Annotated in this window: 20 protein-coding genes; 4 read left to right on the forward strand and 16 right to left on the reverse strand. The window is 68.7% G+C overall.

What is annotated here, in order from left to right; genetic code table 11:
* Nucleotides 1–35: 35 nt before the first annotated feature.
* The 3 genes from Q0747_RS01305 to Q0747_RS01315 all read right to left on the reverse strand — a co-directional run bounded on the left by Q0747_RS01305 (nt 36) and on the right by Q0747_RS01315 (nt 3,633).
* The gene (locus Q0747_RS01305; RefSeq protein WP_298251454.1) at nt 36–1,811 is read right to left on the reverse strand and encodes a DEAD/DEAH box helicase; all 1,776 of its coding nucleotides are present in this window, start codon (nt 1,809–1,811) and stop codon (nt 36–38) included.
* The gene (locus Q0747_RS01310) at nt 1,808–3,253 is read right to left on the reverse strand and encodes an MFS transporter (RefSeq protein WP_298251455.1); all 1,446 of its coding nucleotides are present in this window, start codon (nt 3,251–3,253) and stop codon (nt 1,808–1,810) included. Before Q0747_RS01310 ends, Q0747_RS01305 begins: the two co-directional genes overlap by 4 nt.
* An 80-nt stretch (nt 3,254–3,333) precedes the next feature.
* A complete protein-coding gene (locus Q0747_RS01315) occupies nt 3,334–3,633 on the reverse strand; it encodes a DUF3039 domain-containing protein (protein WP_298251456.1) in 300 nt (99 codons plus the stop codon).
* A 152-nt stretch (nt 3,634–3,785) separates the two neighbouring features.
* Between Q0747_RS01315 and Q0747_RS01320 the strand changes: the two genes are divergently transcribed.
* Nucleotides 3,786–5,132 carry an HNH endonuclease signature motif containing protein gene (locus Q0747_RS01320; protein WP_298251457.1) on the forward strand — a complete coding sequence of 449 codons (1,347 nt, stop codon included), beginning with the start codon at nt 3,786–3,788 and terminating at the stop codon, nt 5,130–5,132.
* A gap of 101 nt (nt 5,133–5,233) precedes the next feature.
* Here the strand turns inward: Q0747_RS01320 and Q0747_RS01325 are convergent, their stop codons facing one another.
* From Q0747_RS01325 to Q0747_RS01350, 6 genes are all read right to left on the reverse strand, one after another.
* On the reverse strand, nt 5,234–5,797 hold the full coding sequence (locus Q0747_RS01325; RefSeq protein ID WP_298251458.1) for a PKD domain-containing protein: 564 nt from the start codon (nt 5,795–5,797) through the stop codon (nt 5,234–5,236).
* A gap of 421 nt (nt 5,798–6,218) precedes the next feature.
* Nucleotides 6,219–6,881, reverse strand: coding sequence for a DUF6318 family protein (locus Q0747_RS01330; protein WP_367277634.1), 663 nt, complete (start codon nt 6,879–6,881; stop codon nt 6,219–6,221).
* Between the two features lie 200 nt (nt 6,882–7,081).
* Nucleotides 7,082–8,647: a transporter gene (locus Q0747_RS01335; protein ID WP_298251459.1), complete on the reverse strand. Its 1,566-nt coding sequence runs from the start codon at nt 8,645–8,647 to the stop codon at nt 7,082–7,084.
* The gene (locus Q0747_RS01340; protein ID WP_298251460.1) at nt 8,629–9,438 is read right to left on the reverse strand and encodes an ABC transporter ATP-binding protein; all 810 of its coding nucleotides are present in this window, start codon (nt 9,436–9,438) and stop codon (nt 8,629–8,631) included. The genes Q0747_RS01335 and Q0747_RS01340 overlap by 19 nt, the downstream gene beginning before the upstream one ends.
* 159 nt (nt 9,439–9,597) lie before the next feature.
* Nucleotides 9,598–10,554 carry a tetratricopeptide repeat protein gene (locus Q0747_RS01345; RefSeq protein ID WP_298251461.1) on the reverse strand — a complete coding sequence of 319 codons (957 nt, stop codon included), beginning with the start codon at nt 10,552–10,554 and terminating at the stop codon, nt 9,598–9,600.
* 60 nt (nt 10,555–10,614) lie between these two features.
* Nucleotides 10,615–12,408, reverse strand: a complete 1,794-nt coding sequence (locus tag Q0747_RS01350; protein ID WP_298251462.1) for a hypothetical protein — start codon at nt 12,406–12,408, stop codon at nt 10,615–10,617.
* 410 nt (nt 12,409–12,818) lie between these two features.
* Between Q0747_RS01350 and Q0747_RS01355 the strand changes: the two genes are divergently transcribed.
* Nucleotides 12,819–14,009 carry an AI-2E family transporter gene (locus Q0747_RS01355; RefSeq protein WP_298251748.1) on the forward strand — a complete coding sequence of 397 codons (1,191 nt, stop codon included), beginning with the start codon at nt 12,819–12,821 and terminating at the stop codon, nt 14,007–14,009.
* Between the two features lie 14 nt (nt 14,010–14,023).
* Here the strand turns inward: Q0747_RS01355 and Q0747_RS01360 are convergent, their stop codons facing one another.
* Both Q0747_RS01360 and Q0747_RS01365 read right to left on the reverse strand, forming a co-directional pair.
* The gene (locus Q0747_RS01360; protein ID WP_298251463.1) at nt 14,024–14,833 is read right to left on the reverse strand and encodes an alpha/beta hydrolase; all 810 of its coding nucleotides are present in this window, start codon (nt 14,831–14,833) and stop codon (nt 14,024–14,026) included.
* A gap of 129 nt (nt 14,834–14,962) precedes the next feature.
* Nucleotides 14,963–15,283: a hypothetical protein gene (locus tag Q0747_RS01365; protein WP_148600449.1), complete on the reverse strand. Its 321-nt coding sequence runs from the start codon at nt 15,281–15,283 to the stop codon at nt 14,963–14,965.
* A gap of 69 nt (nt 15,284–15,352) precedes the next feature.
* Here Q0747_RS01365 and nucS point away from each other — a divergent pair, with 69 nt between their 5' ends.
* Both nucS and Q0747_RS01375 read left to right on the forward strand, forming a co-directional pair.
* On the forward strand, nt 15,353–16,048 hold the full coding sequence (gene nucS / locus Q0747_RS01370; RefSeq protein WP_298251464.1) for an endonuclease NucS: 696 nt from the start codon (nt 15,353–15,355) through the stop codon (nt 16,046–16,048).
* Between the two features lie 55 nt (nt 16,049–16,103).
* Entirely contained in the window at nt 16,104–17,327 is a 1,224-nt protein-coding gene (locus tag Q0747_RS01375; protein WP_298251465.1) for an N-acetylglucosamine-6-phosphate deacetylase, read from the forward strand.
* A 51-nt stretch (nt 17,328–17,378) separates the two neighbouring features.
* Here Q0747_RS01375 and Q0747_RS01380 read toward each other — a convergent pair whose 3' ends face one another.
* The 5 genes from Q0747_RS01380 to atpA form a co-directional block, all read right to left on the reverse strand.
* Complete coding sequence (locus tag Q0747_RS01380) at nt 17,379–17,810, reverse strand: DUF2550 domain-containing protein (protein ID WP_298251466.1); 432 nt, start codon at nt 17,808–17,810, stop codon at nt 17,379–17,381.
* Between the two features lie 8 nt (nt 17,811–17,818).
* Complete coding sequence (locus tag Q0747_RS01385; RefSeq protein ID WP_298251467.1) at nt 17,819–18,112, reverse strand: F0F1 ATP synthase subunit epsilon; 294 nt, start codon at nt 18,110–18,112, stop codon at nt 17,819–17,821.
* A 5-nt stretch (nt 18,113–18,117) separates the two neighbouring features.
* Nucleotides 18,118–19,581, reverse strand: coding sequence for a F0F1 ATP synthase subunit beta (gene atpD / locus Q0747_RS01390; RefSeq protein WP_148600454.1), 1,464 nt, complete (start codon nt 19,579–19,581; stop codon nt 18,118–18,120).
* 82 nt (nt 19,582–19,663) lie between these two features.
* Nucleotides 19,664–20,557 carry a F0F1 ATP synthase subunit gamma gene (locus tag Q0747_RS01395; protein WP_298251468.1) on the reverse strand — a complete coding sequence of 298 codons (894 nt, stop codon included), beginning with the start codon at nt 20,555–20,557 and terminating at the stop codon, nt 19,664–19,666.
* A gap of 90 nt (nt 20,558–20,647) precedes the next feature.
* Nucleotides 20,648–22,282: a F0F1 ATP synthase subunit alpha gene (gene atpA / locus Q0747_RS01400; protein ID WP_298251469.1), complete on the reverse strand. Its 1,635-nt coding sequence runs from the start codon at nt 22,280–22,282 to the stop codon at nt 20,648–20,650.
* Between the last annotated feature and the right edge of the window lie 28 nt (nt 22,283–22,310).

Genomic DNA, 22,310 nt, shown 5'->3' on the forward strand with positions numbered 1-22,310 from the left:
GGGACGGCGCCCGTGGGAGCTGTCCCACCGCGTTCCTACTTCTTGCCGATGAACCAGTCCTGCAACTTCTGCAGCCGGCGCTGGAGCTGTTCCTCGTTGGCCTGCGCCACGGCCGGTCCTCCGCACTGACGGCGCAGCTCCGTGTGCACCTGTCCGTGGGGCATGCCGGTGCGTGCGGCCCAGGCGGAGACGTTCTTCGCCAGTTGCCCGCGCAGATCGGTGAGCAGCCGGTGATCCACCACGAGCGGCTCGGCGGCGGGCGAGACCGGACCGGTCTTCCGCCGGGACTGCTGCTCGTGCTGGCGCTGGCGCAGCAGCTGGCCCACCTGGTCGGCGTCGAGCAGACCGGGGATCCCGAGGAAGTCGAGCTCCTCGTCGCCGCCCATCTCGCCGCCGGTGCCGAACTCGCCGCCGTCGAACAGGACCCGGTCGAAGGACGCCTGCGACTCGAGTGCCTCGAACTTCTGCTTGGTCAGCGAATCGGACGCCTTGTCCTCGCGATTGGCGGCCTCCAGCAGGTCGTCCTCGAGCCCGAAACCCTCGTCGTGCTTCTCGGGCCGGTCGAGGGCATGGTCCCGCTCCAGTTCGAGCTGGTTGGCCAGCGCCATGAGATTGGGTACCGAGGGAAGGAAGATCGACGCCGTCTCGCCCCGCCGGCGGGCACGGACGTAGCGTCCCACGGCCTGGGCGAAGAACAGCGGGGTGGCCGTCGAAGTGGCGTAGACCCCCACGGCGAGGCGCGGCACGTCGACGCCCTCGGAGACCATGCGGACGGCCACCATCCAGCGCTTGTCCCCGGAGGAGAACTCCTCGATCTTCGAGGATGCCTTGGCGTCGTCGGAGAGGATGACCGTCGGGGACTCGCCGGTGATGCGTTTGAGCTGGCCGGCGTAGGCGCGGGCGTCGTCGTGGTCGGTCGCGATGACCATCCCGCCGGCGTCGTGCACGGTGCGGCGCACCTCGGTGAGCCGCTTGTCCGCCGCGGCGAGGACCGAGGGAATCCACTCGCCCGTCGGGTTCAGCGCCGTCCGCCAGGCCTGCGCGGTGATGTCCTTGGTCACGGCGGCCTCGCCGAGCGATGCCGCCATCTCCTCACCGTTGCTGGTGCGCCAGCGCATCTGCCCCGAGTAGGCCATGAACATGACGGGCCTCACCACGTGGTCCTTGAGGGCCTGGCCGTAGCCGTAGGTGAAGTCGGCCTTCGAGCGGCGGATGCCGTCCCGGTCCTCGGCGTACTCCACGAAGGGGATGGCCGCGGTGTCGGACCGGAAGGGCGTGCCGGTCAGGGCGAGGCGCCGGACGGCGGGGTCGAACGCCTCGCGGATGCCGTCACCCCAGGACAGCGCGTCGCCACCGTGGTGGATCTCGTCGAGGATCACGAGCGTGCGGGCGGCCTCGGTCTTGGCGCGGTGCAGCATCGGCTTGCTGGCCACCTGCGCGTAGGTCACGGCGACGCCGATGAAGGCTCCGCCGTGGCGACCGTCGGCGTTCTTGAAGTTGGGGTCGATCGCGAGTCCCACGCGCGCGGCGGCGTCGGCCCACTGGCGTTTGAGATGGTCGGTGGGTGCCACGATGGTCACGCGATTGACGACGCCGCGGTCCACGAGCTCGGTCGCGACCCGCAGGGCGAAGGTCGTCTTGCCCGCACCCGGCGTGGCCACGGCGAGGAAATCGCTCGGCGAGGAGTGGAAGTACTTCTCCAGCGCCTCGCTCTGCCACTGGCGGAGCTTGGGTGCCGTGCCCCAGGCCGCGCGCTCCGGATAGGCGGGCGGCAGGGCTGCGCCGGCACCGAACAGGGTGTCACTACTCACGCCGGGACAGTACCTTCCATCGACTTGCTGGGGGTGAGACCTGAGCCGTCAGTACCTGACCCGGCCCCTCTCAGACCCGAAACTATACCTGCTGCCGTGAACACCCACAGAGCCAGCCAGATCGCAACGAAGGTGGGCACATGGCCCGGGTTGCCGGCGTCGCGCAGGAGGGCGAAGAGTGCTCCCGCGCCCGCCGTACCGACCACGCCACCGAGCTGGTCGGAGATCTGCAGGGCGGCAGAATTACGGCCCTGCTCGTTCTGCGGCGAGAGTTTCAGCGTGAGGACCGACGTGCTCGACAACGTCATGCCCATGGCGAAGCCGGAGCAGGCCCACACCACCACGAGGATGCCCAGGGAGGCCTCGGCCGCCGTGGCGAGGGCGAATCCGCCCAGGGAGAGCGAGAGGATCGAGGCTCCCGCGACGAGCAGCCACTTGCGGTCGAAGTGGACACGGGCCTGGACGAACGAGCCCGCGCTCCAGCCCACGGCGCCTGCGCTCAGGGTGAGGCCGGCCGTCCCCGGGTCGATCCCGCGGGACGAGACCAGCATGAGCGGGATGAAGGCCTCCGTACCGAAGAAGGCCACGTTGACCAGACCGCGGGTGGCGATGATGCTGGGCAGGCCACGCGCCAGGGTCATGGTGCCGCGGGGCAGGAGGCCGGGCAGCACGAGGAGCACGACGGCGATACCTGCCGCTGCCAGGACGGCGAGGCTCCACACCGTGCCGGCATCCGGGCGGTCGATGTCCGCCAAGCGGACCACGGCCCACTGCGCGGCGAACACTCCCCCGGCGAGGGCGAACCCCCGGTAGGTCCTGGCCCGGGCGGACCCCGTGTCCGCCGTCTCGAGCGGACCGATCCCCCGGGTGCGGGGCCAGACCACGAGGACGGCGGCGAGCACGATCGGCGCCACCCCGAGGAAGACCCACCGCCAGCCGAACTGCTCGGTCACGAAGCCGGCGACCAGGGGCCCGATCAGGGCGGGCAGTACCCAGGCGGCGGCCAGCCAGCCGAAGACCACGGGCTGGGACTGCTGCGGGAAGGAACGTCCGATGACGACGTACACCGCCACGATCATGAACCCGCCACCGAGACCGGACACCGCGCGGCCCGCGGTCACGAGCCAGAACTCCGGAGCGATGCCCGAGGCGAGGAGCCCGAGGATCATCAGCGACATCCCGACGCCCAGCGCCGGTCCCGGACCCTTACGGTCGCACCAGGAGCCCGCGACGACGGTCCCGAGCAGGGAGGCCGTCAGGTACATCGAGAACGCGAGCCCGTAGCTCGACTCGCCCGAGAGCTCGCGGGCCACGGCAGGCATGGCGGTCACCACGGCCATCGCCTCGAACGCGGCGCAGGTGATGATGGCGAGGATGCCGATGGTGAGGGGTCGCAGTTCGGGCGACATGGCTCCGGTGGCGTTGTTCCTGGCCTTCTTCATGACACCCGGTGTTCTGATCGATCTGGTGGTTGTGTTCTTCCGGTCGTGCTCCGGGTGATCACCTGTGGCGAAGGCGTGAGCTACTTCTTCGGGTCGTCCTTGCCCGGCCGGAGGCCGTTGTAGATCTCCTTGCACTCCGGGCACACCGGGAACTTCTCGGGGTCGCGACCGGGGGTCCACACCTTGCCGCAGAGGGCGATCACGGGCTCACCGCTGAAGGCGGACTCCATGATCTTCTCCTTGCGGACATAGTGCGCAAAGCGCTCCGCGTCGCCCGGTTCCACCTCCTGCCGGAGTTCCTCGCGTTCGATCGTCGCGGTGGAGCCACCGGTACCGGACTCCAGGGGGTCGTTCTCGAAGGGGTCAGCGGGCATAGTCATGGGTGCAGTCTATCGTCCCGACCGGGGTGGCAGAAGTACGTTCTCGACGTCCTCCCTTCTCCGGTGAGAAGAATTGGAAGAACTTCTCACAACGACTTCCTGATCGACCCCGCAGCGGCGGAATTGTCGGTGGTGAATGTCACAATGGGGCCATGAGAACAAATGCGGAGCAATTGGAGGAACTCGAGCGGCTTTCCGCCCGCATGATCTCCCTGAGCGCCGGGAAAGCGCGGATCGAGGCGGAGATCGCCTCCACGACCGAACAATTGCGGGAGCTCTTCGAGGACCGTCTGCTGGATCATTCGTTCTCCACCTCGCCGACCACGAGCGAGAAGACACGACCGTCCGCGCGACGGAAGACGAACATCGCCGATCTCACCACGGCAACGGAGATCGCGTGCCTCCTGCACATCTCGGAGCGGTCGGCGCACCGCCTCGTGCAGCATTCGGCGCTCCTGGTCAATCACCACCCCCGGACACTCGACGCGTTACGAAGCGGTTCGATCACCTGGCAGCATGCGTCGACGCTCGTGCACGAATACGCGGGGCTGCCGCACCATACTGCTGCACTCGTCGAGGACAGGCTCCTGCCCCTCGCGGTCACCACCACCGTCTCGCGCCTGTCGTACCGCGCGAGGAAGCTCCGGAGTGAGCTGCACCCCGAGGCGCTCGAGGGACGGTGCAGGGAGGCGTCGCTGCGCCGGCGGGTCGAGTTCGAGCCGGCCGACGACGCCATGGCGTGGCTCCATGTATTCCTGGGCGCCTCCGATGCAGCAGCGATAGACGCCCGACTGACCCAACTCGCCCGCACTCTGGAGGACCCCGCGGAGCAACGGACTCTTCCTCAATTGCGCACGGACGTCCTGACCGATCTCCTCCTCGACGAGGTCATGGGCGAGAAGGTCGCTGTCGGGGAGGTCATAGGCGGGGAGGCAAGCGCCTCGGGACCGCCGTCGGCGTCGGGCCTCACCCGGTCCGCGGACTCCGGTCGCCCGACCGGAGGGGCGGCGTATCATGCGCCGGTGCGGGCGCAGATCAACGTCACCGTCCCGGTGCTGACGCTGCTGGGCGTGGATGATGCTCCGGCGGATCTCGAGGGCTACGGTCCTATCCCGGCCGACATAGCCCGACGCCTCGCTGCTCACGCTCCGTCGTTCACACGGCTCCTCACGCACCCGGAGACCGGAGCCGTCCTCAGCGTGGGTCGCACCTCGTACACCGTTCCGGCGGACCTCAAGAAGTGGCTGCGGGTCCGTGACAGAACCTGTCGACATCCGGGATGTTCGGTTCCGGCGTCGCGGTGCGAACTGGACCACACCCGTCCCTGGTCATATGACGGGCCCACCTCGCACGACAATCTCGCTCACCTGTGCCGCAAGCACCACATGCTCAAGAGCGAGGGGATCTGGCATTACGAGCAGCAGGACGGCGGTGTGCTGACCGCGACGTCGCCGGCAGGTGCCGTGTACGAGTGCGGTGTCGATCCGCTGCTCGTGTGAACCGCCCAGCGGGATTGAGCTTCAACGGCTCGGCGGGATGCAGACCCGGGCATCGTCCGCACGCACGACCGCTCGGTGCATCCTCCAACCAGCGCGTCCGGTCAGCGCGTGGGTGGCTCACAGCCGATGCCGGTGGGATTCTCGATGCAGTTCTCACTCACGCTGTGGCCCTTCGTCCGCCAGATGCTCATCAGGTGGGGTGCGGACACCACGGCGGCTTCGCCCGCGACGGGCTGGAACGGCCCGCCGTCCACCGAGTAGTCGCCGGCGAAGAAGGTTGTTAGCGTCAGATCGTAATCACCCGTCGAGGTGTACTGATGACTCGTCGGCGTCTGCGTATCGAAGGCGCTGCCGTCCACCGGACCGCCGGGCACGGAGGTCGTCGCGCTCGTCCCGTCGCCGTAGTTCCACTGATAGGAGACGGGCCTGGCCTTCAGCACGATGGCGGCATCCTGGAAGTCGAAGGCGAATTCCTGCTCCTGCGCTTCGGCGAAGATGTTCGAGTGGGCGTTCCTGAGCCCGAAATTCGATGGCTGCGAGATGATCGTCGCTGCGAGGACGGGCTGCTTCTGGAACTCCTCGAGCGTGATCACGATCGGCGCCTCCTCCTCGGCGATCGCCCCTGCCCCCTCCACCGGTGCAACAGGTGGTTCACCGGGGTACATGCAGGAGGATCGCCCGGTGGGAGTCTGCCTGGGCGGCTGGACGGTGCGGTCCACTTCGATCCAGTTGACCAGGATTCCGCTGTCCTGGGCATCGCACTGCGCATTCATTCGTGGGCAGAGGGCGGGGTCCAGATCGCTCCCGACACCGGAAGTGCAGGCCCGGACGTACGTGTAGTCGATGCCGTCGTCCTGAGGAAGGGCAGCCGGCTGAGCAGGTAGATCGGAGGGTTGATTATGCAGAGGCGTCGACCCGCGCCCTGCGACCTCTGCTCTCGTGACGCTAGAAGCATTGACAAGACCTGCGTCTGAGAATCCTGCCGCCACTTCCCTAGAATCTGCACTGGCCGCGCCAGATTGGAAAAGCTGAAACATAGTCAACAATAGAACAACTGCCAAACATGCGTGTATTCTGTTCGACATTTCAAGTCCCCTCAGGAGACCCAAAGTCGAGCATTATCCACTGGTTCTCTTCCCACAGAGCAATGGTCACGTTAAGCGTCAAAGGAAGTGCTTCTGATTTATTGATCTCGGTGCCTGTTGAGTCGAAGTAGGTTAGACCAGCTTGTTCGACACCAACAAACGAGTTGATAGACCCACTAGTGTTATTTATGAACTCAGTATCAAAGGAGGAAAGGTTAACTGCACCTCCGACAATCCACCCCTTGTCGGCATATAAATCTCGCACTTGTCCTGTCAGGTTCGCGCAGGTCCGGCATCCCGGGTCAGTCACCGCATCGAACGGCGCCCAGTCATTGGTCTCGTAGCCGTAGGAGAACAGCTCGAACCAGTACTCCGTGAAAGCCTCCAGCCCCTCCGCCGAGTTCTCGTCCGCCAGTGCCGGCTTCACGGGGACCGGGATGTTGACCGCCGGCCCGGCCGATGATGCCGGTGAGGGCTGCGGAGTCGACGGCACCGACTCGGACGGCGTCGACCCGGGCGCCGAAGGAGTGGTGATTCCAGGAGGAGACCCGTCGGTCGATGGTTCCGACGGGCCCTGACAGCCGCTGAGCAACACCACGGAGAGGAGTGCGCCTGCAAGGATCGGCCCGGCCCGTCGACGACCATCTGTACCCACAGAAAACACGTGACTCCCCGATCGCAATCGCCTGCTCAGCCGGAATGGGCATCAGCATAACCCGCCCGAAGTCCTCCCCGACAGGTTGTGCACAGGTCCGCGTCACCAGGAATCCGCAGCCGCCGAGAGGAACCGGACAGGACGGGACAGGACGGGACAGGACAGGACGGGACCGGACGGTACCACCCAGCCCTGCGAAGCACGTGATGTCAGCGGTTCCTCGACACTGCCAGCAGGAGCTCCGGAGCCCGGCGGTCGTACCACCGGCCACCGGCACGTATGCCGAGCAGAAGTACGACCCCGCCGAGCAGCACCCCGACCAGGAGTGTCAGCCAGCCGTAGAGCTGATCCCCGCTCACGAAGTACACGATCGTCAGGACGATCTCCGGCAGTGCCAGCAGCAGCATCACAAGCCACCCACCGAACTGCACTACGAACATCAGGAAGTTGGTCCCGGGCGGCGCCTTGAAGGCGCTCTCCCCCGGAAGCGGCACGTTGTAGGTGTACCGGGCCGAGATGAAGCTCGACAGACCCGTGCCGGTGAACAGGAACCCCAGGGCGAGGCCGAGCATCACCGGCAGATCCTCCATCCTCGCGGCGATGAGCAGCGGCAGCACCGTCAGGACGAGCGTTGCGGGCAAGGCGAAGACGAGCAGGGCGGCCGCCCTCCCCCAGCGGTCGTCGCGCCCGCTGACCCCCGTGGAGAGATGCAGGCTGAACGCCGTGTTGTCGTAGGAGACATCCGCCGAGATGGCCCAGGCGAGCAGGAACGCCGCGATGGGTCCGACGAAGGCGAACGCCCCTCCGGCCCCACCGCCCGAGAGGAACAGGAGGACGGCCAGCAACGGGATGAGGACGAGCGAGGCTGCGTACCGCGGATCCCGTACCCAGTACGTCAGCGCCCGGGCAGCGACCGCTCCCGAGGGGGTTGCCGGGAAACGGCTGAACCAGCCGAGGTTCCCGCCCGCCTTCTTCGTCATGGCGTTGTAGGGCGGGGTGACCAGCGCGTGGCTGAGACTGCGGCTCCACAGGAGCACGAACACGGCGAGGGTGGCGACGCCGATGAGTACGCGCACGACGGCGAGCAAAGGGTTCCCCGCGGCGACGTCGGCCGGAGCGGCCCACAGTGCCCCGAGGGGCGTCCAGGCCAGCACGTCCGCGAGCTTGCCGGCGAAGCCCGGCGAACCCTGGAAGCCGGCCGCGAGTCCGCCGATGATGGGACCGAGGAAGAAGAGCGGGAGGAAGGCCACGATGCCGTTCACGTCCTTGAACCGCCGGGATCCGGTGAGGGCGGAGACCGCCGTCGTGACGAGCCGCGAGGCGACGACGCACAGCACCACCGCGAGCAGTCCGCAGACCAGTGCCGTCAGTGCGGCCGCGGGGTAGCGGATCCAGGTGATGACCAGCGTCAGGGCGGCTATGAGCGTCACCAGACCCGGGATCCCCACCAGTCCGCCGAGTACCAGGCCCGCCAGCAGCTGGCGCATGGGGATCGTGTAGGTGACGAAGCGTGCGGGATCGAGCGTCATGTCCACACCGGACACCGCGATCGGGATCACGATCCAGCCCAGCACCGTCGCCGAGCCCCCGATCACCAGGATGGTGCGGATGAGTTCGGGATCCGCCGATCCCAGGAACACCAGACCGCTGACGAGGAACGCGAGCATCCCCAGGCCGTACAGACCGCCGAGGATCACCCCGACGAGTTGTGCGGTGCTCCGCTTCAACGAATTGCGGAGGAGCGTCAGTTTGAGCCTCAGGAGGTGCGCAACCACGAGAGCCCTTCCGCCGTGTTCCGACCGCCCACGAGGTCGACGAAGCGATCCTCCAGCGTGGCCTCGCCACGGACCTCGTCGATCGTGCCGGCAGCGAGGACCGTGCCCGCCGCGATGACCGCGACGTGGTCGCACATGCGCTGCACCAGGTCCATCACGTGGCTCGAGACGATCACCGAACCGCCCGAGTGCACGTAGCTGCTGAGGATGTCGCGGATGTTCGCGGCCGAGACGGGATCCACCGACTCGAAGGGCTCGTCGAGGACGAGCAGCTTCGGAGCATGGATGAGGGCCGATGCCAGGGCGATCTTCTTGGTCATGCCCGCGGAGTAGTCGACCACCAGTGTTCCCGCGTCGTTCGTCAGATCGAGGGCCCGCAGCAGGTCGCCCGTCCGCTCGGCGACCGTCTCCCGGTCCATCCCGCGCAGCAGTCCCGCATAGGTGACGAGCTGCTCACCGGTCAGCCGGTCGAACAGCCTGACGCCGTCGGGCAGGACTCCCATCAGCCTCTTGGCCTCGAGCGGCTTCTCCCAGACGTCGACGCCGTGCACGAGCGCCCGCCCGTGGTCCGGCCGCAGCAGGCCCGTCGCCATGGACAGCGTGGTGGTCTTCCCCGCCCCGTTGGGGCCGACCAGCCCGAAGAAGGAGCCGGCCGGCACCTCCAGGTCCACCCCGTTCACGGCGATCTTGTCCCCGAAGCGCTTCGCCAGACCGCGGATGCTCAGGGCCGCGGTCCGGGATGGCTGCTGCGGACTGTCCTGCTCAGGGGGCGATGGCACGGGAGAACTCATGAGCACAGGCTAGCAACGGGCCCGGAGCCTGTTCGTCATCCCAAAGACGGAAGATCGGCGCTCGAGAAGCGGCTGCGGGCGCATCGGCCGGTGGTGCGGGAGGCCGGGACGTCCTCCGATCGGTCGACGGGGGCGGGACGCGGCGCAGCGCGCCTCGGGTCAGAAGAGGGCCCGTGCCAGCGCGCTGCGAGCTTTCGTCACCCGAGGATCAGCGGTCCCGACGACGTCGAACAGTTCCAGCAGTCGCTTGCGTGCGCTCTCCCTGTCCTCGCCGGCGCTGCGGGCGATGAGATCGACGATGCGCTTGAACGCGTCCTCGACGTGCCCGCCCGTGAGATCGAGATCGGCGACCGCGAGCTGGGCCTCGACGGAGTCCGGTTGGTCGGCTCCGCGTCGTCGCACCTCCTCCGCGTCGAGCTCCTGGACGCGGCCCATCAGTTCCACCTGCGCGAGCCCGGCCTTCGCGTCCGCATCGGCCGGCTGCTCGGCGAGCGCGCGCCGGTACGCGGCGGCGGCGGTCTGGAAGTCACCCTGTTCGATGGCGTCGAAGGCCTCCTGGTGCAGGGGTGGCAGCGGCGGCTCCTCCGCCGGGACGGTGTCGGGCTGGGTTCCGTCGTTCAGCGTGCCGGTGACCCCGTTGGCCTCGGCGACCTTCATGAGCTCGTCGAGATAGGCCTGGATCTGGGGAGCGGGCAGCAACCCCTCGAACAGGGGCACGGGCTGCCCCTTGACCACGGCAACCACCGTCGGCACGCCCTGCGCCTGGAGCGCCTGGGCAATCTGCGGCTGGGACTGCAGGTCCACCTGTGCCAGGAGGATCCGACCGTCGAACTCGATCGTGGCGGCCTCGAGCACCGCCGTCACCTGATTGGACTGGTCGCTGTGGGTGGAGCGCAGATTGACCACGATCGGCACCTGCGAGGAGAGCTGCACCAGCTGCGGGAACGTCTGCTCCGTCACCTCCACGATGTACGGGCTCGATCCGGCCGGCACCTGCCGGCCCGCGTCCGGTCGGGACGCGGCGTCGGCCCGGGCCTTCAGGGCCGACAGGTCCACGGCTCCGCGAAGATTCATGCTCGACGGCGGGGTCCCGCCCCGCTGTGCTGGTGTAGACAATGCTCTACCTCTCTCTTGTACTGCTGCTGGTCTGGCTGGATCCGGCGCTGGGCACCGCGGTCAGCGGAGCTCGGCGGACAACAACTGCTGGGCCACCCCGACGACGCGGACCGCGTCGGCGCTGCCTGCGGGCGGTACATACATCATCACTGCTTCTCCCCGGATCACGTCGATCCCGGTCCTGCTCGTCGCCTCCCCGGTCAGGGACTCGTACACGGTCCCGTCGAGGTCGATCCTGCCGGCCGCCGACGTCGGGACTCTCGAGGAGGTCTGGGTGAGATACCCGAACACCATTGCTCCCCCGTCGCCCGTGGGCAGCGCCCGGGTCTGCTGGTCCTGTGCGGCATGCGAGGAGGAGACCGTGGCCCCGCTGCTGGCGGGCGCATCGCTGATCCCGGCCTGCAGACCGGTGATGGCCCCGGCGAGCGTCTCCTCCTCGAAGACGCCCTCCCTCCTGGCGGACGGATTGGAGAGGACCCCGGCGAGGGCGGCGACCGCCTCCTGCGGCGCCAGTGTCAGTGCACCGGGCTCGTCCAGCGGGATGGGCCCCGTGGCTCCCGGGGGCGGTGGCGTGGGGAAGATGACCTCCGGAAGCATCTGCACCGCCGTGACGAGCCGGTAGTTCTCGCGGGCCGACTCCTGCTCGAGCACCAGCGCCTGCGGGACGGGGTTCCCGGCACCCTGGGTGAGGACGGCGAGCGTCCTCGGCCACTGGACACCGGTGGGGATCATCTCCAGCAGCACGGGCGCTGCGGCAACCGGGACCGGGGGCGCAGCGGTGGCGTCCTGCGCGCCCACCTCGTAGGTCGCCACCCGGAGGTCGCGTGCCGCGCCGTCCACGCGGGGTGCCAGGCGCTCCGGGTCGGCAGCGGCGTCGGCGTCGGCGACGGTCGTCGCGACCGCTGCGAGGATGCGCTCGAGCTGGCTGTCGAGGACCACGGGCGGACCGCTCGCCGCGCTCCCCGGTGACGGCGCCCCTGTCGCCAGCGGCGGCTCGTCCGCGGCGGTGGCAGGTGCAGTGCTCGTGGCTGATGCTGTGCTCGCGGCTGTTGCTGTTGCTGTTGCTGTGGCTGTGGTATCCACACCCGGAGCGAGCGCGAGACCGGGGGCTGCCACGAGGAGGGATCCTGCACCGGCCAGGCCGATCACCAGCGTGGCGGACCGGGGAGCGCTGCTCGCGGACACGCCACCGGAGCTGCCCGGCGCGTCCTGCCGCTGCTCGTCGGCGGTCGACCCCGCGCGGTCCTGGGTGGCGGCACGCCGCCCGCGGCGCCCGCGCGGTGCGCTGAACAGCACCACCAGACCGAGGACCACCACGAGCGCACCGCCGACGAGCAGCGGCAGGGCGAGCGGGGTGGACCGGTCGTTGGGCAGGGTCACCGAGACGTCCGTGGGCGCGGGGACTCCCCCGCCGGTGGCGAGGACGATCGACCAGTCCCCCTCGACGGGTTCGCTCCAGCGGTACGACGCCCGTCCGGTAGCGGAGGTCTCGCTCACCCAGAGGTCGCTGCCGGCGGGATCGGGCACGGTCGGCTCGCCCTCGGTGTAGTGCGCGGCGAGGGTGTCCCCGACAGTGCCGGTGATGCTGACCCGGGCAGCCTCCCCCACCCAGGCCTCGACGTCGGACGATCGGCCGACGGCGAGGGTGAAGGGGCCGTCCCCCTCGACCGTCACCTCGAGGTCCCCGCCCTGGTCCCCGCGGACCTCCGGCATGATGACGGTCACGGGCGCGGCCCGCGTGTCCCCGATGGTGCTGATCGTGCGCGTCTCGGCCGGCATCGACACGGTCCGCACGCCGATGCCGAGCAGCAGCAGCACGAGCCCCGCGACGATGATCGGTACAGCCGCCTTCACACGCACTCGTCGCCTATCGTCGTCCTCACCGCCTGGCCCGGCGGCCCTGGAGGTCGGTCCCGGCCCCGCCGGGGCCGGCCAGGGAATGGTCACTCAATGGTACCGACATCCCACGGGACCGGCCGGTGTCGACGCTGGAGCGTGAGGGGCGGGGCCCCTGAGGTGGACCACGCCGGTCGTCCCGTGCACGGGGTTTGCAGGAGCCGGTTCAGCGCGTGTGCCGGCTGTTAGGGTTTTCGCTAGACCCGCGGCAGAGGCCCCCGCCCACCCGAAAGCAGACTCCTTCGTTGACCGATCACCAGGATGTGCCGAGCGACCAGCCGCTCCCGCGCCCCGGCCCGGCGGCGCCCGGGCACGACGAGCGGTCCGTCGCCGAACGGCCCATCGGGTCCGACCCGCAACCCTCGGCCCTGCGCTCGCTCCTGACCGCGGCCCGCCGGACCCTGCCCTCCGCCCAGCCCCGCCCGCGCTTCACGTTCCCGCCCGAGCGGGAGGACGTCCCGGTGGATCAGGAGGTCTCGCTGGGCGACGACCGCCTGAAGTTCGGCGACACCGGACAGCCGAGCCTGCGCAACCATCCCATCCACTTCGGCTTCATGGTCAGCGTGGGCGTGGGTCTGGCCCTGCTCGCGTTCTTCATCATCACGAATGTGGGCGAACTCCTCGTCTGGATCGGCGCCGCGCTCTTCATCGCCCTCGGCCTCGATCCGATCGTCCGCTGGCTCGAGACCAGGCACGTTCCCCGCCCGGCCGGCATCGCCTTGGCGGTCTCGCTCCTCGTCGGCATCGTGGCAGGATTCTTCGCGCTCCTCATCCCCACGATCGTCAACCAGACTTCGCAGATCCTCGCCGGCGCTCCGGGCTACGCCGACGACTTCCTGCGGTCGGAGTTCTTCACCACGCTCGACGAGCAGTTCCAGGTGCGCGACCGCGTCACCTCGGAGATCGACCGGTTCTTCGCGGACAGCGACGCCCTGGGCGGCATCTTCGGCGGTGTGATCGGCGTGGGCACGGTGATCCTGAACAGCCTCTTCGGCACGCTCGTGGTCCTGGTGCTGACGCTCTACTTCCTCGCCAGTCTCCCCGGCATGAAGAAGTGGGCGTACCGGCTCGCCCCACGCTCCCGCCGACCCCGGGTGGAGGTCCTGGCGGAGGAGATCACCCGCAGCGTGGGCCTCTACGTCATCGGGCAGGCGTGCGTGGCCCTGCTCAACGGCACCTTCGCCTTCATCGTGATGACGATCGCGGATGTCCCCTTCTCCATCCTGCTCGGCTTCGTCGTCGCGCTGCTGGCCTTCGTCCCGCTCGTCGGCGGAACCATTGCCGCGGTGGTCGTCAGCCTCGTGGCCCTGACCGTGGGCTGGGAGACGGTGCTGCTCTTCGCCGTTCCCTACATCGCCTACCTGCAGTTCGAGGCCTACTTCATCTCGCCACGGATCATGCATCGGGCCGTCGCCGTCCCCGGGGCGATCGCGGTGATCGCGGTGATCGCCGGCGGCAGCCTGCTCGGGGTGCTCGGCGCACTCATCGCGATCCCCACCGCGGCCGCCGTGATGCTGCTGCTCAAGGAGGTCTTCATCGCCCGGCAGGACAATCTGTAGTCCGTCCTGCGGGGTCAGCCGGCAACGGACGGGGCGGGAGCGACGGCCGCCGGACCGTTCCAGTGCGTCGGGAGGGGAAGCGCGAACTCCGGACGGACGGCGCCGACGATCTCGTTCAGCGCCCGTGCGGCGTACTTCTCACCGACCCAGAGGTGCTTGGCGCCCTCCACACCGAGCACTTCGGCCTGCGGTACACGGGCGAAGCGGTCGGCCGCCGCGTCCGGCACGAGGTAGTCGTCGAACTCGGGGACGAGGACCTTCAGTGGTAGACCGCTCTCGCGCCAGACGTCGAGATCCGCGTCGACCGCCCGGTGCAGCGGCGGCGAGAGCAGGACGGCGCCGCTGATGTGCCCGGCCATCGGCTCGAGCGCCCCGTACTTCAGGCAGAGCTCGGTCCCGAAGGACCATCCGACCAGCCAGATGTCGGGCAGGTCCTCGGCCAGGGCACGATCGACCGCGGCCTGCAGGTCCATCCGCTCCCCGTCGCCGCCGTCGAAGGTTCCCTCGCTGCAGCCCTGGGGTGAGCACGTGCCGCGTGTGTTGAACCGCAGGACCGCCAGATCCGCCAGCGCGGGCAGGCGGAAGGCGGCCTTCTTGTAGACGTGGGAGTCCATGAAGCCCCCGTGGGTGGGCAGGGGGTGGAGCATCACCAGGGTCGCCACGGGCGCCCGGTCCGCGGGGGTGGCCAGTTCACCGACGAGCGTCAGACCGTCCTCGGTGAGCAGTTCGATGCTGCGGCGATCGGCGGGCAGGACCGTGGACGCCCGGATCTGGGTGCCGGCGGCGTCGGTGGTGAAGGTGTATTCCGGAGCAGCACTGGACATGACACCAGTCTAGGGGCGCCCGCGAAGTGCTGGTCGGGTGCCTGCGAGGGCCGGATCAGTACCGGAAGCTGCGGGTCTGCCAACAGCGCACGTGCCAGTGCCTCGGGCCAGATACCCCTGAGGGCCGGATCAGTACCGGAAGCTGCGGGTCTGCCAACAGCGCACGTGCCAGTGCCTGCGGTCCGCGAGGGCCGCCTCGTGTCCGAAGAAGGAGTCCTCGCGCCAGACCACCAGATGCGCCAGCCCGGGCACGATCGACGAGTTGCAGCCGGGGCAGGTGTAGGTCTTGGCGGCATTGCGCTCGGTGATCCGCCGCACGGACCACTCGCCGTCGGGCGCCGACTCGTGCAGCGGTATGCCCGCCCTGGCCCGCTCCAGGTCGATCTCCGCGGGCGCGGTCCACTTGGGCCGGGGTGATCCGGGGCGGTTCGGGCGATTGGAACGGGGCACCGTCCCAGTTTGCCATCCGTCGCCCTCCCCCGGCACGCGGGCCGGGCCACGGACGGTAGAGTCGTCGTCGTGCGTCTCGTCATTGCCCGCTGCTCCGTCGACTACATCGGCCGGCTCCGGGCGCATCTCCCCCTGGCCACCCGCCTGCTGCTGGTGAAGGCGGACGGATCCGTCCTCGTCCACTCGGACGGCGGCTCCTACAAGCCGCTCAACTGGATGAGTCCGCCGGCGACACTGCGCGTGAGCGCGCCCGACGACGCCGATCGGGCCGAGGGCGTCACCGAGATCTGGACGGTGCAGCATGCCAAGAGCGACGACCGCCTGGTCATCTCGATCCGCGAGCAGCTCCACGACTCCTCCCATGATCTCGGTGTGGATCCGGGCCTCGTCAAGGACGGCGTGGAGGCCGATCTGCAGCGGCTCCTCGCCGAGCAGATCGAGCTCCTGGGCGCCGGCTCCACCCTGATCCGCCGCGAGTACATGACGGCGATCGGACCGGTCGACATCCTGGCGCGCGACCCCCAGGGACGCACCGTGGCCGTCGAACTCAAGCGCCGCGGTGACATCGACGGCGTCGAGCAGCTCACGCGGTACCTCGAGCTCCTGGGCAGGGATCCCCACCTGGCACCCGTGCGCGGTGTCTTCGCCGCACAGCAGATCAAACCGCAGGCCCGCGTCCTGGCCTCGGATCGCGGGATCGACTGCCTCACCCTGGACTACGACGCCATGCGCGGCGTGGACGACAGCGCCTCGCGCCTCTTCTAGCGCTGCCCGCCGCAGCGTCCGGTCCCCGGGCGGGACGACGGCCTAGACTCGGAGCATGGCCCTGTCGAACGGAACACCCACTGCCCTGCTCGGACGCCTGGTGACCGAGACGGGCATCGTCGACGACGGCGTCCTCACCTGGGACGGTACCCGCATCACCGCGGCGGGATCCGCGGCGGAGCACCCATCGGACCCGGCGGCACTCCGGCTTCCCGCGGACCACCTGATCCTCCCCGGGCTGATCGACCTGCACTGCCACGGTGCGGGCGGCGGCGACTTCACATCCGGGTCCGCCTCCGACATCGAGGCCGCCGCAGCGCATCTCCACCGGAGCGGTTCGACGACGGTGCTCGCCAGCACGTGCGCCGCACCCCTCGAGGAGCTCGAGCACGCCTTCGGCCGACTGGCCGACGCAGCGGACCGGGGGCTGGTCGCGGGGATCCACGCGGAGGGCCCCTTCCTGTCGAAGAAGCGCAACGGCGCGCACGACCCCGCCTATCTGCTCCTGCCCACCCAGCCCGACGTCGCCCGCCTCGTCGCGGCCGGCCGCGGGCACCTCGCGTCCATGACCTATGCGCCGGAGCTCCCCGGCAGCGACGTCCTGGTGTACGAACTGGTGATGCACGGGGTCATCCCCTCGATCGGGCACACGGACGGTACCTCGGAGGAGAGCGGGGCCGCGCTCGACCTGATCAACGAGGAGCTCGCCTCCACCGGGTTCGCCGGCTTCAGCGGCAGACCCACCGCCACCCACCTGTTCAACGCGATGCCCGTGATCCACCACCGCTCCCCCGGACCGGTGCCCCTGCTCCTGCAGCGTGCACGCGCCGGCGAGATCGCCGTCGAACTGATCGCCGACGGCGTCCACCTGCACCCCCAGACCGTCCGCATGGCCTTCACCATCGCCGGTTCGGAGAACATCCTGCTGGTCAGCGACTCCACCGCCGCGACCGGCACCACGTCCGGCGTGCACCGGCTCGGTGGCAGTGAGGTCACACTGGTGGACGGCTCCGCGGTCCTCACGGCCTCCGGGGCGCTGGCGGGAGGTGCGGGAAGCCTGCTCGACGTCGTCCGGGGCACGGTGGAGGCGGGAGTGGAGCTGTGCGACGCCGTGCGATCGGCCACGGTGGTCCCCGCGGCGGTCCTGGGGCTGTCGGACGAGCTCGGGTGCCTGCGCCACGGACTCCGCGCGGACGCGGTGGTGGTCTCGCCCGACCTCGAGGTCAGGGGCGTCCTGCGCAACGGGGACTGGGTACGCCCGCTCGACCTCGCCGCCTGAGGGGACCGGCGCAGGCCGGGGCGTCGGCGCCAAGTCCCGATGCCGTCAGCGTCAGCGCCAGGTCCCGATGCCGATGACCGGTCCGGCCTCGATCCAGGAGGACAGACCCGCGTAGACGTCGTACTTCATCGCGAGGTCGAACGGCTCCCCCCGGTGGACCAGCTGCACGACGATCGCTCCCGGCTGGATCCGCACGCGCTCGTCCTCCGTGGGCGGGCGCCAGCCCGACACCGAGAGCGAACTGCGCAGGAACCGGTACTTCGGGAGCGGGCTGAGCGAGAGCAGGGACAGCCATTCCAGATGCAGGTCCGTATAGCGACACACCCCCACCCGCCAACCGCGGGGCGGCAGGAGGATGGAGGCGTCGAAGGTGCCCAGGGCACGATTCAGCTGGTAGCGGCGGAGCAGGAAGGCCCCGATCACCGCGACGAGCAGGAGGAAGAACCCTGCCAGCACACCGAAGGTCAGACCCAGGGGCTCCACCTGGGGCCCTAGACGGCTTCCGAGGGTACCGAACCACCGACCTGGGCGTTGTCCGCCACGATCACCACGCGATTGGCGTCGACCGAGAAGAACCCGCCGTCCACGCCGACCACGAGTCGCTCGCCGCTGACCGGTTCCACCGCGAGCTCCCCGGCCTCGAGGACCGCGAGGATCGGCGTGTGACCGGGCAGGATCCCGATATCGCCGTTCGCCGTGCGCGCACTGACCGAACGCGCCGCGCCCGACCACACGAAGTGGTCGGCCGCGACGATCTCGACCTCCAGTTCACCGTTGGATGCCATCGGTGTCAGTTCCCGGTCTGCTGCTGGATCTTGGCCCACTGGCGCTCGACGTCGTCGAGACCGCCGATGTTGAAGAAGGCCTGTTCCGCGATGTGGTCCAGATCGCCGTTGCAGATCGCCGCGAAGCCCTCGATCGTGTCCTTGATGGAGACGGTGGAGCCCTCCACGCCGGTGAACTGCTTCGCCGTGTAGGTGTTCTGGGAGAGAAACTGCTGGATACGGCGCGCGCGCGCCACGACCACCTTGTCCTCCTCGCTGAGCTCGTCGATGCCGAGGATCGCGATGATGTCCTGCAGTTCCTTGTTCTTCTGCAGGATCTGCTTCACCCGGACGGCCGTGTTGTAGTGATCCTGTCCGATGTACTGCGGATCCAGGATGCGCGAGGTCGAGGAGAGCGGGTCCACGGCCGGGTACAGTCCACGCGAGGCGATCTCGCGGGAGAGCTCGGTCGTGGCGTCGAGGTGCGCGAACGTCGTCGCCGGGGCCGGGTCGGTGTAGTCGTCGGCCGGGACGTAGATCGCCTGCATCGAGGTGATCGAGTGACCCTTGGTCGAGGTGATGCGCTCCTGCAGCAGACCCATCTCGTCGGCCAGGTTGGGCTGGTACCCCACGGCGGACGGCATGCGGCCCAGGAGGGTGGAGACCTCGGAGCCGGCCTGCGTGAAGCGGTAGATGTTGTCGATGAAGAGCAGCACGTCCTGGTTCTGCACATCGCGGAAGTACTCCGCCATGGTCAGCGCCGACAGCGCCACGCGGAGGCGCGTTCCCGGCGGCTCGTCCATCTGGCCGAAGACGAGCGCGGTGTCCTTCAGGACGCCCGCCTCCTCCATCTCCACCCAGAGGTCGTTGCCCTCACGGGTACGCTCCCCGACGCCGGCGAACACCGAGGTACCGCCGAAGTTCCGGGCCACACGGGTGATCATCTCCTGGATGAGGACCGTCTTGCCCACGCCCGCGCCGCCGAAGAGACCGATCTTGCCGCCCTTGATGTAGGGGGTGAGCAGATCGATGACCTTGATGCCGGTCTCGAGCATCTCCGTGGAGCCCTCGAGGGAGGCGAAGTTCGGGGCCTTGCGGTGGATGGGCCAGCGCTCGGTGATCTCGAGGGCCGACTCCTCGACGTCGAGGGGCTGACCCAGGACGTTGAAGATGTGGCCCTTGACGCCGTCGCCCACGGGCACGGAGATGGCCGATCCGGTGTCCTGGACCTCGGAGCCGCGGACCAGGCCGTCGGTCGCCTGCAGGGAGATCGCGCGGACGAGGTTGTCACCCAGGTGCTGGGAGGTCTCGAAGGTGATCTTGCGGGTCTCACCGTTGAGGGTCACCTCGGTGGTGAGGGCGTTGTACATCTCGGGGATCGCATCGGCCGGGAACTCGACATCGACGACCGGGCCGATGACACGTGCAATACGGCCGGTGGCACCGGGGGTCACGGAGTCCGAACCGCGTTCAACAGTCTGGGCAGTCATCTCTCTCACTTCATTCATGTAGCTGGCTTAGGACATAAGTCTAGTGCTGCGCCCGGCGTCCGCGAGGGCCCCGGGAGTGCCGTCAGGACGCGCTCAGCGCGTCCGCACCGGCCACGATCTCGGAGAGCTCCTGGGTGATCTCCGCCTGGCGGGCCGTGTTGCGGAGCCGCGTGTACTTCTTGATCAGCTCGGTGGCGTTGTCACCCGCGGACTTCATGGCACGCTGGCGTGCCGCGAGCTCACTCGCCGCGGACTGCAGCATGGTCGCGAAGATCCTCGACTCGATGTAGCGCGGCAGGAGTGCGTCCAGGACCTGTTCCGGCTCCGGCTCGTACTCGTAGAGCGGCAGCAGCTCGCCCGACTGCTGGACATCCTCCTCCACCACCTCGAGGGGCAGGAGGCGGAGCACGGAAGGCTCCTGGACCACCATGGAACGGAACTTCGTGTAGACGATGTGGATCTCGTCCACCCCGCCCTCCTCGAAGTCCGCGAGGAACGTGGACAGCAGCGCCTCGCCCACCTCGCGGGCGGTCTCGAACTCGGGCGCGTCGGTCCCGCCGGTCCAGACCCGCTCGTAGTCGCGGCGCCGGAAGTCGAAGTACTGCTGGGCCTTGCGCCCGATCAGGTAGGAGTGCACTTCCTTGCCCTCGGAGCGGAGCACCTCGAACAGTCCTTCCGCCTCCTTCAGCGCACTCGCCGAGTACGATCCCGCGAGACCGCGGTCGGAGGACAGGACGAGCACGGCGGCACGCCTGACCTCGCCGTGCTCCGTGGTCAGGGGGTGATCGATCTCCGACTGTGACGAGACGGCCGAGACGGCGCGGGTGATCGCATTGGCGTACGGCAGTGCCGCGGACACCCGCGAGCGTGCCTTGCCGATGCGGGACGTCGCGATCAGCTCCATCGCCTTGAAGATCTTCCGCGTCGACGTTGTCGAGGCGATCTTCTGGCGGTAGACCCGGATCTGGGCTCCCATGAATGTCCTTTCCTCCGCTCCCGGTCCGGGAGCGATTCTGCCTGGGTCCTGCTGGCCGGGAGGATCTGTTCTCCCGGCCGGGCAGGTCCGCTAGCGCCTCTGCCTGACGATCTTTTCCTGCTCCACCGAATCGGCGTCGATCGCCTCGTGCTCCTCGTGGCCGGGACCGAACCCGTTCGCGCCCTCGCCGAAGAAACCCTGCTTGAAGTCGGTGATGAGCGTCTTGAGTTCCTCCGCCGTGGAGTCCTCCATCTTGCCCGTCTGCTCCAGCGTGTTGAGGACCTGGGAGGTGTGTCCCAGGTGCTCCAGGAACTCCGTCTCGAAGCGATTGATGTCGTCGACCGGCACATCGTCCAGGTAACCGCTCGTTCCGGCCCAGATGGACACGACCTGCTGCTCCACCGGCATCGGCGAGTACTGCCCCTGCTTGAGCAGCTCCATCAGGCGCGCACCACGCGTCAGCTGCTGGCGGGAGGCCGCATCCAGGTCCGAGGCGAACATCGCGAAGGCCTGCATGTCGCGGTACTGCGCGAGATCCAGCTTCAACGTGCCCGAGACCTTCTTCATCGACTTCACCTGCGCGGCGCCGCCGACACGGGAGACCGAGACGCCGACGTCCACGGCCGGTCGCTGGTTCGCGTTGAACAGATCCGACTGCAGGAAGATCTGGCCGTCGGTGATGGAGATGACGTTGGTCGGGATGTAGGCCGAGACGTCGTTGGCCTTCGTCTCGATGATCGGCAGGCCCGTCATGGACCCGGCGCCGAGATCGTCCGAGAGCTTGGCACAGCGCTCGAGCAGGCGGGAGTGCAGGTAGAAGACGTCACCCGGGTAGGCCTCGCGTCCCGGCGGGCGCCTGAGGAGCAGCGACACCGCGCGGTAGGCCTCCGCCTGCTTCGAGAGGTCGTCGAAGACGACGAGGACGTGCTTGCCCGCGTACATCCAGTGCTGCCCGATGGCGGAACCGGCGTAGGGGGCGAGGTACTTGAAGCCGGCCGGGTCCGACGCGGGCGAGGCGACGATGGTCGTGTACTCCAGCGCTCCCTTGTCCTCGAGCGTCTGGCGCACGGCCGCGATGGTCGAGGCCTTCTGGCCGATGGCCACGTAGATGCAGCGGACCTGCTTGTTCACATCACCCGAGGCCCAGTTGGCCTTCTGGTTGATGATGGTGTCCACCGCGAGGGCGGTCTTGCCGGTCTGGCGGTCACCGATGATCAGCTGGCGCTGGCCGCGGCCGATCGGGATCATCGCGTCGATGGCCTTGAGGCCGGTCTGCATCGGCTCGTGCACCGACTTGCGCTGCGTCACGCCCGGGGCCTGGGTCTCGAGGGCACGGCGGCCCTCCGCGACGATCTCGCCGAGGTCGTCGATCGGCTGTCCCAGCGGGTCCACCACGCGGCCGAGGAACGCGTCACCGACCGGGACCGAGAGGATCTCGCCCGTGCGGTGCACCTCCTGGCCCTGCTCGATCCCGTTGTAGTCACCGAGGACCACGACGCCGATCTCGCGGGTGTCGAGGTTCTGCGCGAGCCCCAGCGTACCGTCCTCGAACTTCAGCAGCTCGTTGGCCATGACCGAGGGCAGTCCCTCGACACGGGCGATTCCATCACTGGCGGTGGTCACACGTCCTACTTCGACGCGCTCCGCGTTACCGGGCTCGTAAGACGCCGCGAAGTCGTTCAACGCACTACGGACATCTTCGGCGTTGATGGTCAATTCGGCCATCTCAGTCCCTGCTCTCCTGTGTTGTAGG

This window comes from uncultured Arthrobacter sp. (assembly GCF_947493765.1).
GTDB lineage: Bacteria > Actinomycetota > Actinomycetes > Actinomycetales > Micrococcaceae > Arthrobacter_D.

Excerpts from the sequence above, each read along its gene's own strand:
- Q0747_RS01315 (WP_298251456.1), bottom strand. The coding sequence starts at position 3,633 with ATGACTATGCCCGCTGACCCCTTCGAGAACGACCCCCTGGAGTCCGGT.
- atpA (WP_298251469.1), bottom strand. The coding sequence starts at position 22,282 with ATGGCCGAATTGACCATCAACGCCGAAGATGTCCGTAGTGCGTTGAAC.
- Q0747_RS01360 (WP_298251463.1), bottom strand. The coding sequence starts at position 14,833 with ATGTCCAGTGCTGCTCCGGAATACACCTTCACCACCGACGCCGCCGGC.
- Q0747_RS01395 (WP_298251468.1), bottom strand. The coding sequence starts at position 20,557 with ATGGGAGCCCAGATCCGGGTCTACCGCCAGAAGATCGCCTCGACAACG.
- Q0747_RS01375 (WP_298251465.1), top strand. The coding sequence starts at position 16,104 with ATGGCCCTGTCGAACGGAACACCCACTGCCCTGCTCGGACGCCTGGTG.
- Q0747_RS01325 (WP_298251458.1), bottom strand. The coding sequence starts at position 5,797 with ATGTACCCCGGTGAACCACCTGTTGCACCGGTGGAGGGGGCAGGGGCG.
- Q0747_RS01385 (WP_298251467.1), bottom strand. The coding sequence starts at position 18,112 with ATGGCATCCAACGGTGAACTGGAGGTCGAGATCGTCGCGGCCGACCAC.
- Q0747_RS01320 (WP_298251457.1), top strand. The coding sequence starts at position 3,786 with ATGAGAACAAATGCGGAGCAATTGGAGGAACTCGAGCGGCTTTCCGCC.
- Q0747_RS01310 (WP_298251455.1), bottom strand. The coding sequence starts at position 3,253 with ATGAAGAAGGCCAGGAACAACGCCACCGGAGCCATGTCGCCCGAACTG.
- Q0747_RS01340 (WP_298251460.1), bottom strand. The coding sequence starts at position 9,438 with ATGAGTTCTCCCGTGCCATCGCCCCCTGAGCAGGACAGTCCGCAGCAG.
- atpD (WP_148600454.1), bottom strand. The coding sequence starts at position 19,581 with ATGACTGCCCAGACTGTTGAACGCGGTTCGGACTCCGTGACCCCCGGT.